15 protein-coding genes are annotated in these 12,163 nt (G+C 43.7%); 2 read left to right on the forward strand and 13 right to left on the reverse strand.

Annotated elements, in window-relative coordinates; translation table 11 throughout:
- Positions 1-93 precede the first annotated feature (93 nt).
- Positions 94-996 (reverse strand): LysR family transcriptional regulator, encoded by a 903-nt coding sequence (locus L6I86_RS03380; RefSeq protein ID WP_236284615.1) that lies wholly within the window; start codon positions 994-996, stop codon positions 94-96.
- 116 nt (positions 997-1,112) lie between these two features.
- Here L6I86_RS03380 and L6I86_RS03385 point away from each other — a divergent pair, with 116 nt between their 5' ends.
- Complete coding sequence (locus tag L6I86_RS03385) at positions 1,113-1,853, forward strand: SDR family NAD(P)-dependent oxidoreductase (protein ID WP_236284620.1); 741 nt, start codon at positions 1,113-1,115, stop codon at positions 1,851-1,853.
- Positions 1,854-1,913: 60 nt separating this feature from the next.
- On the opposite strand, the gene L6I86_RS03390 is transcribed toward L6I86_RS03385, so the two are convergent.
- The 7 genes from L6I86_RS03390 to kdgD form a co-directional block, all read right to left on the reverse strand.
- A complete protein-coding gene (locus L6I86_RS03390; RefSeq protein WP_236284622.1) occupies positions 1,914-2,105 on the reverse strand; it encodes a 5' nucleotidase, NT5C type in 192 nt (63 codons plus the stop codon).
- Between the two features lie 78 nt (positions 2,106-2,183).
- Positions 2,184-2,912 carry a (S)-benzoin forming benzil reductase gene (locus L6I86_RS03395; protein WP_236284624.1) on the reverse strand — a complete coding sequence of 243 codons (729 nt, stop codon included), beginning with the start codon at positions 2,910-2,912 and terminating at the stop codon, positions 2,184-2,186.
- A gap of 36 nt (positions 2,913-2,948) precedes the next feature.
- Positions 2,949-3,431 carry a GNAT family N-acetyltransferase gene (locus L6I86_RS03400; protein WP_236284626.1) on the reverse strand — a complete coding sequence of 161 codons (483 nt, stop codon included), beginning with the start codon at positions 3,429-3,431 and terminating at the stop codon, positions 2,949-2,951.
- A gap of 351 nt (positions 3,432-3,782) precedes the next feature.
- Positions 3,783-4,592, reverse strand: a complete 810-nt coding sequence (locus tag L6I86_RS03405) for a metallophosphoesterase (protein ID WP_236284631.1) — start codon at positions 4,590-4,592, stop codon at positions 3,783-3,785.
- Positions 4,593-4,815: 223 nt separating this feature from the next.
- Positions 4,816-6,273, reverse strand: a complete 1,458-nt coding sequence (gucD, locus tag L6I86_RS03410; protein WP_236284633.1) for an alpha-ketoglutaric semialdehyde dehydrogenase GucD — start codon at positions 6,271-6,273, stop codon at positions 4,816-4,818.
- A gap of 1 nt (position 6,274) precedes the next feature.
- Positions 6,275-7,276 carry a mannonate dehydratase gene (locus L6I86_RS03415; protein ID WP_236284635.1) on the reverse strand — a complete coding sequence of 334 codons (1,002 nt, stop codon included), beginning with the start codon at positions 7,274-7,276 and terminating at the stop codon, positions 6,275-6,277.
- A 12-nt stretch (positions 7,277-7,288) separates the two neighbouring features.
- The gene (gene kdgD, locus L6I86_RS03420) at positions 7,289-8,203 is read right to left on the reverse strand and encodes a 5-dehydro-4-deoxyglucarate dehydratase (RefSeq protein WP_236285647.1); all 915 of its coding nucleotides are present in this window, start codon (positions 8,201-8,203) and stop codon (positions 7,289-7,291) included.
- Between the two features lie 159 nt (positions 8,204-8,362).
- Between kdgD and L6I86_RS03425 the strand changes: the two genes are divergently transcribed.
- Entirely contained in the window at positions 8,363-9,340 is a 978-nt protein-coding gene (locus L6I86_RS03425; protein ID WP_236284637.1) for an AraC family transcriptional regulator, read from the forward strand.
- 80 nt (positions 9,341-9,420) lie between these two features.
- On the opposite strand, the gene L6I86_RS03430 is transcribed toward L6I86_RS03425, so the two are convergent.
- The 5 genes from L6I86_RS03430 to L6I86_RS03450 all read right to left on the reverse strand — a co-directional run bounded on the left by L6I86_RS03430 (position 9,421) and on the right by L6I86_RS03450 (position 12,068).
- The gene (locus L6I86_RS03430) at positions 9,421-9,969 is read right to left on the reverse strand and encodes a GNAT family N-acetyltransferase (RefSeq protein ID WP_236284639.1); all 549 of its coding nucleotides are present in this window, start codon (positions 9,967-9,969) and stop codon (positions 9,421-9,423) included.
- Positions 9,970-9,994: 25 nt separating this feature from the next.
- Positions 9,995-10,453, reverse strand: coding sequence for an SRPBCC family protein (locus L6I86_RS03435; RefSeq protein WP_236284641.1), 459 nt, complete (start codon positions 10,451-10,453; stop codon positions 9,995-9,997).
- Positions 10,454-10,582: 129 nt separating this feature from the next.
- Positions 10,583-10,933 carry a hypothetical protein gene (locus tag L6I86_RS03440; RefSeq protein WP_056621408.1) on the reverse strand — a complete coding sequence of 117 codons (351 nt, stop codon included), beginning with the start codon at positions 10,931-10,933 and terminating at the stop codon, positions 10,583-10,585.
- 85 nt (positions 10,934-11,018) lie between these two features.
- On the reverse strand, positions 11,019-11,612 hold the full coding sequence (locus L6I86_RS03445) for a YdeI/OmpD-associated family protein (protein ID WP_236284643.1): 594 nt from the start codon (positions 11,610-11,612) through the stop codon (positions 11,019-11,021).
- Between the two features lie 189 nt (positions 11,613-11,801).
- On the reverse strand, positions 11,802-12,068 hold the full coding sequence (locus tag L6I86_RS03450; RefSeq protein WP_236284645.1) for a hypothetical protein: 267 nt from the start codon (positions 12,066-12,068) through the stop codon (positions 11,802-11,804).
- Positions 12,069-12,163: the final 95 nt, after the last annotated feature.

Consider the following 12,163-nt stretch of genomic DNA (forward strand, 5'->3'; position numbering starts at 1 on the left):
TTATTTACTTCCACCTGAAAAAATAAATCTTATCGCAGGAGGAAAATAAGCATTTAAAAAAAATATGTAAATGCAAGCCTTCAGAATCTGTTTCTAGACGAATACAATCCCTTCCACATCAAACGTGCTCAATTTCTCTTTCAAGAATCGAAACAACTGTGCACTCGCATAACTTAATGGAGCCGATTGGTAGATAAACCCCGTCAACATATCGATGGATGTACCATTCACTTGAAGTACCTTGGTCCCGCTAGGCATTGGGTCTAGTACAATCTCAGGCACGAGTGCAAAGCCAAATCCATTTTTCACATAGCTTTTCAAAGCAGTCATGCTGCCAATCTCCATCGTTTCTATCCCCACATGCCCTAGTTCTTGCAGTATCATTTCTAATTTTTTACGATATGGACACGTTGCTGACGTTATCAAAAGGCGATGTCCTAGGAATAGACTCGGTTCAAGATCCTCATACTGGCTAAGAGGATGATCTTCAGGAATTAAAGCAATAAATTTCTCCGAGAATAGAGGATGAAAAAAAAGATCAGTTCCTATTTCCGGTGCTGAACAGCACGCGAAATCGATATTACCTTCCAGCAAGGACTCAACCAAAGCTGGAGTGCTAGCAATTTCAAGCGAGACACGAATTCGTGGATAAATGGTCATGAACTCTTTTAACAATGACGGTAATCGATAACTGGCCGTTGGTTCTGTCAACCCGATTCGCACGTTCCCTACTTCTCCCGATTGCAGATCCGATAAATTTGTTTGCAATCTCTCCATGCGCTTAACAATCTCCAAACTTTCCTCGTAAAATAATCGACCTGCTTCCGTTAATCGGATTTTCTTGCCGCGTTCTAGGAGTTGAATACCTAAATCGACTTCTAACTTTTGAATTTGCATCGTCACCGTAGATTGGGCATAGTTCATTTCCACTGCCGCTTGATGAAAACTGCCATGTTTCACGATCATATGTAGAGTTTTTAGCGTTTTAATATCCATTCTGTACTCCTTTCGCTTAATTCAATTTATTTGAACCAACACTTCAATATCTTCAATTATACAGAATTCAAATTAAGTTTTAAAATTTATATATAGCAAACAAGGAGGAGATTTGTATGCAGTTATCCAATAAAGTGGCACTCGTTACAGGGGGAGGTACTGGCATTGGCAGCGCGGTAAGCTTTGCACTTGCTAAGCGAGGGGTTGCGGTCGCAGTGAACTACTCACGCTCAAAGGAGGATGCGGAGGAAACAACTCGAAGGATTATTGAAGAAGGTGGTCGTGCGATTGCCATACAAGCAGACGTTTCCAATAATTACGAAGTCATTGAGATGGTACGATCAATTGAACACCTTTTGGGAACTGTAGATTTATTAGTCAATAATGCAAGTATGACACATCATATTCCCCTTCCTGACCTTGAAGCTGTAACCGAGGTCATCTGGAATGAATTATTCGACGTGAATGTGAAAGGGATGTTTTACTGTGCAAGGGCCGTCGCGCCAATGATGAAATCAAACGGACAAGGGGCGATCGTCAATGTGGGAAGCATTGCGGGATTAACGGGAGTTGGTTCTTCTCTTCCCTATGCCATATCGAAATCGGCTGTCCATGGCTTGACCAAATCTTTAGCACGAGCCCTAGCTCCACATATTAGGGTGAACTGTGTCGCACCAGGAGCAGTTGCCACGCGTTGGTGGGCTGGAAGAGAAGAACAGATGCAGAAACTAGCTCCTAACCTGCTGCTGCAGCAAATTTCAACGCCTGAAGACATCGCTCAGTTTATTTGTGCAGCACTGGAACAGGAAGCCATGACCGGACAAATCATCACCGTTGATAGTGGTCAGACGTTGTAATCCCTGTAATCAAACAACGTTCTCGGTCAAATTGACGAGAACGTTGTTTGATGTACCTATTCACTTACACCTTGAAGCCAAATGGTCGATCTGTTTCTTGACCTCCAACCAATTCATAGCTCGGTGTACATAGTCATTCTCTATGCTCAGATTATACGGCTGATCAAATAAAATGACAGGCTTTTGAGCCGCAGCTAACTCCTCTGCATAGTGTGGAGCATCATCAATCAGAACATCAACTCCATAGTGCATGCAAGCTTGAAGCTTCCAGTACAGTGTTGTCCAAATCTATGCCAATATGCATCGTGTTTCTATCCCCCTCTTACAATTCTAAGCAGGTGTTACATCCCTATGTTGATTGAGTTCAAGCAATATGTTCCGTGCAACAGTCTCTGGCTCCGCTAAATGACCTTCTTCACTTTGTTTTCTAAAAAAGCTCGATAACTCGAAATCGCTTTCTCGCGCTATTTGTTGCATACCCGTATTCATCATGCCAGGGTCTATTGTCAGCATATGAACTGGATTCGGTTCTTCCTTTTGTTCCATGGCCACACATTTCGTGAACATATTCAGGGCAGCTTTTGAAGAACAGTACACACTCATGCTGCTTGCAGGATATTGCCCGGAGCCGGATGAAATGTTAACAATCGAACGTTTAGCAGACCAGTTCGCAGTTTCCTTTATAAAGCAAGAAGTAAGTAGTATAGGGGCCGTAAGATTCAGTTGAATGGACGACACAATTTCATCTGACGAACATGCTTCTATCGGTTTAATTGGAGTTACAGTTGCCGCATTATTAATTAGGGTTATCGTTTCAACTTTGGATGAATCCATGGATTCAATGATCTCCTGCAAGGTAGCTTCTATACGCTCAACCTGAGTGAGGTCTGCAGCTATGAACGCATAGTTAGCATTTAATTCCTGCGCAAGCTGTTGAATCTCCTTATCCACCGTTCGTGATATACCCAATACCTGTGTTTCCTGCGATAGCAACTCGCGTGATAGTGCTGCTCCTAACCCACTTGAGGCTCCCGTAATGATGTAGACGTGTTTAGTCATACCCTGCATCCCCCTTCATAGCGAAAATACCAATAGTTACCAATGCTTCTCCAATGCTTCTTCGCTTCGAGCGAACTCATTTCTTTCATAAAAATCAACACTATTCGTACTCGGCCATAAAATAAGAAACTCGACCTCATGGTCTTTCGACCATCGTTCCATAGCTTGATGAATCTTGGTTCCTAATCCCTTACTTCTATAACTTGGCCTTGTATACACATTCGTTACATAGCCAAAGTACGGATCTGGCGATTTGCCTGGTCTGGGAACTTTATGAATCAATTGCAGATACATATGCGAGACGATCTCGCCATCCACTTCTGCAACCCAAATTTTCCAGTCGCTTCCGCTAAGCGCGTTGACTAAAAACGCTCTGCATATCAATTGAAATCCCTCAAAGTGTGTACCGCTCTTATTGTCTTCCTCTGAGAAATCCCATCGCATTTGTACGAGTTTATCTATATCTTCCAATGTAGCCAAACGAATTATTTCCATATTGTAACCTCGCAAAATCGTCATCCCAGTAAATTCGCTGAACAGCAGTCATTTCCTTTATTCACCAAATGAACTTCGGATAACTGTAGTTCTTCTCCAGAAGTTGCATTAGTCCGACTTTGCCGAGCTAAACTGAGTCTTCCTTGTTTAATAGTACCAATAGTCCGATTATACCCAGCTATTTCCCCATTTTCCTTACGCGGGGGCTGCTTTGGTTGATTTAGATGGGTAAATTCGAACTAATTAAGTCTAGCTAGCATAGACGGTGAGATTAATTCGGCAATTTCGGACTAAGCGTTGGTGGGGAGTAATCCTTGACGCAAAAAGAAAGACCACCGCGAAATTCCGCGGCAGCCTCAATCTCACATTCAATGTCTACAAACCGATTTTGAAAACAGCAATCTCTGGCGAGCAAGCAAAGCGTATCGGTAACAACCGTGAGTTTCCCAGACCTCGATTAATATAGAAATGCTTTCGCTTATCAATACGTTTGAGCCCAACATGATAGTTCTTATACGCACCAATCGTATGTCCAAACAGCCTAATCTGCCCCCCATGCGTGTGCCCGACGAGCAATAAATCAAATGGAATGTGTTGCTGAAGAGAAGTTTCAATAATGCTCGGAGAATGTGCTAACATGATGATCACGTCAAAGCTTTGTAGATCTTCAACACGCATAGTCAGGCGTTCTTTGCCATATAAAGAATTGTCGAAACCGTAGATCAACAACTTCTTATCTCCAATGTAGACAGGGTATTCACGATTGGATAAAACATTAATATGCGCGTCCTGAATGGATCTAAGAATCGCCTCGTAGTCTTGATCTGAATTCAGTTGGAATCTGGATTGGACTAACCCATAACGTTCATGATTACCTGGCACAAAAAATAAATGCACACACTTTATTTGACGAATTTCTTTCAAAACTTTGTCCAATTGCTCTTTGGTAGATGCTAAATCACCTGTGATCATCACAAGATCTGGGTTAACGTGATTCACCATTTTACTCAAGGAGCCATTGATGAAATGAGTCTGACCATGCAAATCAGAAATTTGCACAACTGTGACATTCTTGCTAGCTGGATCGCCCAGCTGAATATGTGAAAACTTCACCCACAAGGTACTATATCCAATAAATAGTACTGCAAGCACAAGTATAATAACGATACTGATACTAACAATCACGCCGTTAACCTCCCTTCATGAAGGACATTCCTATCAAAAGCGCGGTCCATCTATGTCTATTTCAATCATCAGAGTTGGCTTGTAAGAGAAACTGCAGCTGTGCCAAGTTATCGTTCCAGAATTTCCGGTAGAAGGCAAGTCTTATCATTATGAGTTCCAATATGGAACGCTGTCAAGTTGCTCTACAAGGGAAAAGCCAGCTGCGGCAGCAACTGGCTCTCATTCAAGACTTTATAAACACGGTTTTGATCTCCGTGTAGAACTCAATAGCGGCCTGCCCTTGCTCCCGAGAGCCTGAGCTCGACATTTTCATACCGCCGAATGGGGCTTGCAGCTCCACACCCGCGCTTTCGGCATTGATGCGCACAAGCCCTGCATCCATCTCGTGCATGAAGGTTAGCATTTTCGAGAAATCTTTCGTGAAAATTGACGCGCTAAGTCCGAATTTCACATCATTCGCAATATGAATAGCTTCCTCGAAGGAATCTACTTTAATCAAAGCAAGAACAGGTCCGAAAATCTCTTCCTGCGCGATGGTCATCGAACTTGTAATATGTTCAAATACCGTAGGCGAAATGAAATAGCCTGCATCTAGAGCCTCATCTTCCACTTTACCGCCGCCACAGAGCAAGGTCCCACCCTCTTCGATCCCTTTGGCAATATAGGCTAGTACCGTAAGATATTGCTTCTCACTTGCACAAGGCCCCATCCAAGTTGATGCCTCCATACCATTTCCAACACGGATTTCCTTAATACGTTGAAGCAGCTTCATTTTAAAAACATCATAAACATCACTTTGGACGATTACTCGGCTAGTAGCGGTGCATTTCTGCCCCGTTGAACGTAAGCCACCACTCACGGTTGCCTCAACAGCGAGGTCCAGATCTGCATCGTTGACCACGATAATCGGGTTTTTACCACCCATTTCCAGCTGGTACTTCGCACCCTTCGCGAGTGCGCTTTGACCAACCATTTTCCCAATACGATCCGATCCTGTAAAGGTAATTCCGTGGATGTCTGGATGATCTGCGATAGCTTGACCAATCACATCTCCTTGACCCGTCACCATATTGACAACACCTGCAGGAATTCCCGCTTCTTCGAAGCATTCCATGACTAAGGCTGCTGTTACAGCCGTTTCCTGAGCAGGCTTGAACACAATCGTATTACCGAAGATTAATGCGGGAGCGATTTTCCAAATCGGAATAGCTACGGGGAAATTCCACGGTGTAATCACACCAACAACGCCTAAGGGCACGCGTGTGGTAAACATTAAAGCCTCACTGTCCGTAGATGGAATCACATCACCAGTCTTCCTCATGCCTTCGCCAGCATAATAACGTAGAATCGCGATGCCCCTTGCCGTTTCACCTTTGGCTTCAGGGAACGTTTTGCCCATTTCACGCGTCATCATTGCAGCAATTTCTTCCAATCGCCGCTCAAGCTTATCTGCGACTTTGTACAAATATTCCCCACGTGCAGAACCGGATAATTTACGCCAGCCTAACTTTGCTGCTTTCGCTGCAACAACGGCTTCATTCACATCTGCAATGGACGATTTCTGAACATAGCCTACGATCTCATGTCGGTTCGCTGGGTTCACACTTCCCTCCACCTCGCCGCTAGAAGACGCAACACACATTCCGTTGATATAGTTCAGATATGTTTTCATTTCACCCATGTTAATCTCTCCCGCCTCTAAACTCCACTAATGCCGCCAATAGAGCTTTTACATAGCCAATCGCATAGGCCCAGCCGACCCAATTCATTTTGGTTTCTGCACTTCGATGCGGCGCTCGATCCATTTCGAGCGAGGTAATGTGATCTGGATTTATACATCCGTTATAGCCAACTTTATGAAGCTCCAGCAATATTTTCGCCATATTCATATGTCCATCATCCAGCATGGCTTCTTCAAACGCCCCAGCCGTTGCCAAACTTCCCCGTACATTGCGGAAATGAACCAGAAATATTTTATCCTTGCGTCCATACTGATAAATTTCATCAAGAACAAGCGGCGTTCCGCCTGCTTCCCCCCGTGTACCTACACAATAGACTAGACCAACGTTTCTGCTAGGGAAGCTATCGATGACGCGATTCAAACCAAGTCCGCCGAAAGGCGTGTTATGATATGGCGTGTCGGATGGATGTACAGCTAATTTCATCTCATACTCTTCCGCAAGTGGAACTAGTTTGCCGAAAACCAAATCAAAGCGCTTCCACCAAGCATTCAATTGCTCCACCGTGGGAGGTTGTTTGTCCAGATTGCGTTTCAATGACTCCCCGCGAACTAGCGCGCCGCCTCGATGTACGGCTGTATATTCCTCAGCCATATAAGGAAATACATCCCCTGCAAAACGCTGACGAACGAGCGTGATCCCAGCTTCGCCGAAGGTTTTGATCGCGTTGCTGACGTTCTCTAATTGGATCTCCGAGCCTGGCTCTTCCAACATGAAGCTAGTCGACATATCTGGAAGCGTCACCCGATTAATTTCCATCCCATGGGAACGAACTCTCCGTTTTAATTGTAAAAGTTGATCAAGATCCGGAAATCCCTGCTCACGAACACCTGGGAAAGAACCTCCTTGTGTAAAATCAATACAATCAACCCCGAGCTGACACATTTGTCTCAAATCGCTATCCGATAATTCACATGTGGGAACTTGAATGGATACCTTCATCATGATATTTTCCTCCTACCCGTTATTGGCGATCGCGACCAGGTCTATGCTTCGTTTAATAATGGATTCCAATCGTATATAATGCTCACGTTCTACTTGAACTAGCGGAGTTCGAACTTCGAGACCAACTGGCAATCCAACAATGTTCATGCCCGCTTTAATTAGTGAAACGGCATACCCTTTGCGCAATTGACGAATCCGATGGATGGGTAAAATGACTTCTTGATAGATGGAATTGAGCGTTGCCTGATCTCCGGCAAGCAAGCTTGTGTAGAAGGTTCTCGATACCTGCGGTATGTAATTGGAAATCGCGGATGAATATGATAGATAGCCTAGTGCCGAGTATGCTGGCATCGTTAGTTCAGCAAGCGGCATCCCATTCATCCATTGTAACCTTGAACCGAGCGATTGTACGAATTCAATATTTAGTTCAAAATTGCCTAATCCATCCTTGAAACCAATGACGTTAGGTAAATTAGCCAATTTTTCTAATGTGCTTAAAGTAAAAATCGCGTTATCACGCTGATAGATAATGACAGGTAAACTTGTGCTCTGTGCAAGGGTCCGATAGTAGTTAAACAAGCCCTCTTGCTCGGGGATGATCAAATAAGGCGGGAGCAACAATAAACCGTCAGCACCAAGCTTTTCTGCAAGTTGAACGCGTTCCACCGCTTCTCGAATATTACCTCCAGCCCCTGCGAATACAGGCACTTTGCCAGCAACCGTCGCTACGCCAACAGTGACTACGCGCTCGTATTCTTTGATATCCAAGGATTGATATTCTCCAGAACCTGCGCAAACAAAGACGGAATCCAAGCCATTTTCTACTAAAAAGTTAATATTAGCTTGTAAAGCTTTCTCATCTACTTGCTCCTGAAGATCAAATGGTGTAACCGGAAATCCCATGATGCCTGCGAGTGAAATGTTCATCTGATTGCCCACTTCTAACAGCTCCTTTTCACTTCTAATGTGCCTATGAAAGTAAGTATAGAAAATGGAGGCGTTTTCGTCTTTGTAAAAACATGCCGCTTTTTTTCAAAAAATCCATGCTATAATGATCATCAGTCTACTTGAAAGGAGCCCTCATGCGTGTTGAATCCATCCATTTACTCGCGTAGTAACTTGTATCTCAACCAAAACCTGGTTCAGCTACAAGGTGCCTCTGCCTCCATATTCGTTCATTACTGGGGTGCGAAACCGCAGCATAAGGGCAATCGTCCGCATACACATTCCTTTTTTGAAATTTGCTACGTCGTTGAAGGAGAAGGCCACTACTATCACAATGGTATCACCTATCCACTTCGACCTGGCACCCTGTATTGCTCGAAGCCCGAAAGTCGACATTCCATCCAAAGTGATGAAGGCATGCTGTTGTTGTTTTTTGCGTTAGAACCGATCGCATCCGAATCGAGTGAGGCTTTTATGCAGGATTTTAGTCAGCTTAGCGCGTATCCGCATCTCTTCATACCCAATGCTGAGGGAACTGCTCCGGTGCTCATTTGGCAGGCACTGCTCATCCAAGCTTCAGAGACGGGTGATCGCTATAAGGAAACGATTGAGCAATTAGCCTATACGCTGGTCATCAGTTGTATCTCCTTGTTTCTGCAGCATTGCCGCTCTGGTGATACAGCTTCGTCTTCTTTGGATATGGAGCTGCAAGGCACGCTTAAGAAAGTCAAAGCTTATATTCAGGATCATCTTTCTCATAAAATGGCACTTAGTGACGTGGCGCAAAGCCTCCACTTGTCTGAACGCCAGCTCTCTCGTCTGATCTCGGATGAATTGGGCCAAACCTTCCCTTCTATCGTGAAAACGGAAAGGATTAAACGAGCCGCCTATCTGCTCGGGTACACAGACATTCCATTGAAACAAATCGCCGAAGATACCGGGTTCGAAAGCATCCATTACTTCACACAGGTATTTACCAGAGAAATGGGAACGCCACCCAGTCATTTCCGTAAAAACTGTTTGAACTCCGAAACCGTCGATGCTTGGATTCATAAATATCTCGCGCAAGTCGCTACGCGTTATCAGAAAAATAGGCTGGTGCCGACTTCTGGCGAATAACTGGAAAAACTCCAGCTATTTTCACCAATCTGCTCGCTTTCCGCGAAATTTGGTTAAATTTAACTGGAGTTTTTCAGATCCTACACTTCCATCGCCGTATTTCGAAGCACCATATGGATATGGTCCTCCCAGACGCCATGAATTTTCAAATATTTGAGCGCCAAGCCTTCCTCATAAAAGCCTAGCTTCTGAACGACCTTCATGGAAGCCTGATTGCGCGGCATAATATTCGCTTCGATCCGATGAAGCTGCATTTCTTCGAACGCATACGCAATAACCGCTTCGATGCCTTCTGTCATCAGCCCCCGATTCAGCAGTGCGCCATCCATCCGATAGCCCAAATGACACGATTGGAAGGCGCCGCGCACGATATTACTGAGCGCAATAGAGCCAATGATACGTTCTTCGTATAGCATCCAAACTTTGAAAAGCTGCCCGTCCTCGAACAGCTTCAATTCTTTCTCCAACAATTCTGCGTGAAACTCCGCAGTGAAAAACGACTCGTCCCGCACCATTTCCCATGGTTCGAGAAATTCACGATTACGACGAAAGTAATCAACGACCAGCGCACTGGATGATGCGTATAGTTGAACAAGTGACATGCGATTTGTCTTACATATGACTTTCATATTAGTGCTCCTTACTAAGCGAAGTCTATGAGATATGTGCGTAGGGAGCCTTGTCCGAAACCAGATTCAAGCGAATGCCATGTTCCAGGTACGCTTTCAATCCACATAAAACGATCGTAAATCCTTCGGTTGAATTCAGCGCTTGTTTTACTTTTTCATCCGGACTGCCCTTAAAACCCGAGTCTGTGATGGTCACGAATGTTTCGTTATCTGCTTGAGCCGTAAGGATCCATTCGACCGATGTGCCCCAATCCAGCAAAATCCGCTTGTTTACCTCGATTTCTTTGACATCGACCTCTGCAGTCGCCCCGTACATTGCCCAATGCCATTGCACGTGTGATCCAGCCTCTAATCTGCCAGTTCCATGAGTAAACCAGAATTTCGACGTAATCTCAGGATCGATAAAAGCCTCAAATACCTCTTGTACTGGTTTTCGAATCAGCATTTCAACTTTAACCATCGGATCTTGAAGAAGCTCAGCCATCTTCTATACCTCCATGAATTTCCTGTTTTTCACTATCATAGCATAGGAGGATGACCAACCAAAAATAAAGCAGTTCCCACAGAATCATTCTCTGCGAAAACTGCCCTATCTCCTTGCACATCAATCAACTTAGACAAAATGATGACCACATGACGAACAGAACTTGGTGTCTGCCGCAACGACTTTCCCACATGTGCATTCTTTTTCATTCCGAACTTCAGCAATCTTCTGCTCGAGTTCACTGATCTCTTGATTGATTTGAGCGATACCTTGGCAGTACTCCGAAACATTGGCTTCCACCTGTGTGTAATCCCCTGAGAGATAAGATGTGTAAACCGATTCGCCGATAATTTTGTAAATTTTATCAATTTCTCTTTCTTTTAATGAAACTTGTGTCTTGAATTTCGTTATTTCTACGGTTTGTTGTGCTTTTTTCGCCGCTTCCGATGCCCCTTGCTTGACTTTATCAAAAAAAGACATTAGCCTTCCACTCCCCAGCCTTTAAGTTATTCGGTTCATAACGAATCATATGCGAAAATGTCGGAAAGTAATACCGTGTGACAGGCTAATCTTGTAATCCCTTGCCTTCGAGAATGTGTTGCTCATACTTTTCAATTCTGGAAACCCGTGTTTTTGATTGTTTTGGTTCAGAAAAATGAAGTAAATAGGCTCTTTGCCGTCCAGGCGTCAAGGCTTCGAAGGCGGTTTTCAAAACAGGCATTTCTTCAAATTTACTATGTAACTCTTCAGGGATTTTGTATTCGGTACTTTTTTTGAAATTAACTTCAATGCCAGCTTTTTCAACTTCAAGGGCATCATAGATATAGGCTTTCAGAATCGATGCCATTGCTGCAATTTCACGAACATTCGTGAATCGCATCTGGCGCCCCGCCTGTACATTCTCCGTTTGTTGGATGAGAACACCATTTGCATCCTGCAACAACGACCCTTTGAAAAACAGAACCGCACAATATTCTTTAAATCCATGTACCAATACGATGTTTTTATTCTGAAACGTGTAACAAGGACAACCCCACTTCACTTCTTCGTTTAGTTGACACTCCTGAATAATCCTTCTTAATTCCCCGAATTCATCCTTCCACCTTTTGGCTTTACCATAAAATTCATCGACCGAAATACTCATTCTACTACTTACCATGAAAGAGCACCTTTCTTGTTCACAATTTTAATAAGCTTTTATATTAATCAGGTCATTACGACGTCATCTTATGTTCAATTGTACTACTTTTTTTAAATTTTTACAGACTCTCCTAACGCATGCTTCGGAGAGATAGACGATTTTTTCGACTATCTCCTCGTTCTCCGCTCTTTCCCGCCCTCTGCCTGCTTAATTCAAATCTTTTGCCTTATGCGGTTTACTATAATGACTTACCCCACCAGAGCCGACAAATACTTTTCCGCCTTTATTAAAAATAATCAGTTTTCTTAAGCCAGTGGTTAATAACACGAGAATTTTTGCGTTATTCGTAGTAGCTGTGTAAACAACATAACCACTCCTCGTCACGCTTGTCTTCCAATTGTTATCGAATTCCGACCTTGCAACACGATTTGAATACACCTGATTTTCTAATCTGGCAGCTTGTGTTTTTTTCATCCTACTTTCTCTCCTTCACTTTTCTAGTATCCCTTCTATTCTATTCAGTTATTAAAATTTGGTATGGATACCAATAAACAAACAGAAAAAACCGC

It is taken from the genome of Paenibacillus allorhizoplanae (assembly GCF_927798215.1).
Taxonomy (GTDB): domain Bacteria; phylum Bacillota; class Bacilli; order Paenibacillales; family NBRC-103111; genus Paenibacillus_E; species Paenibacillus_E allorhizoplanae.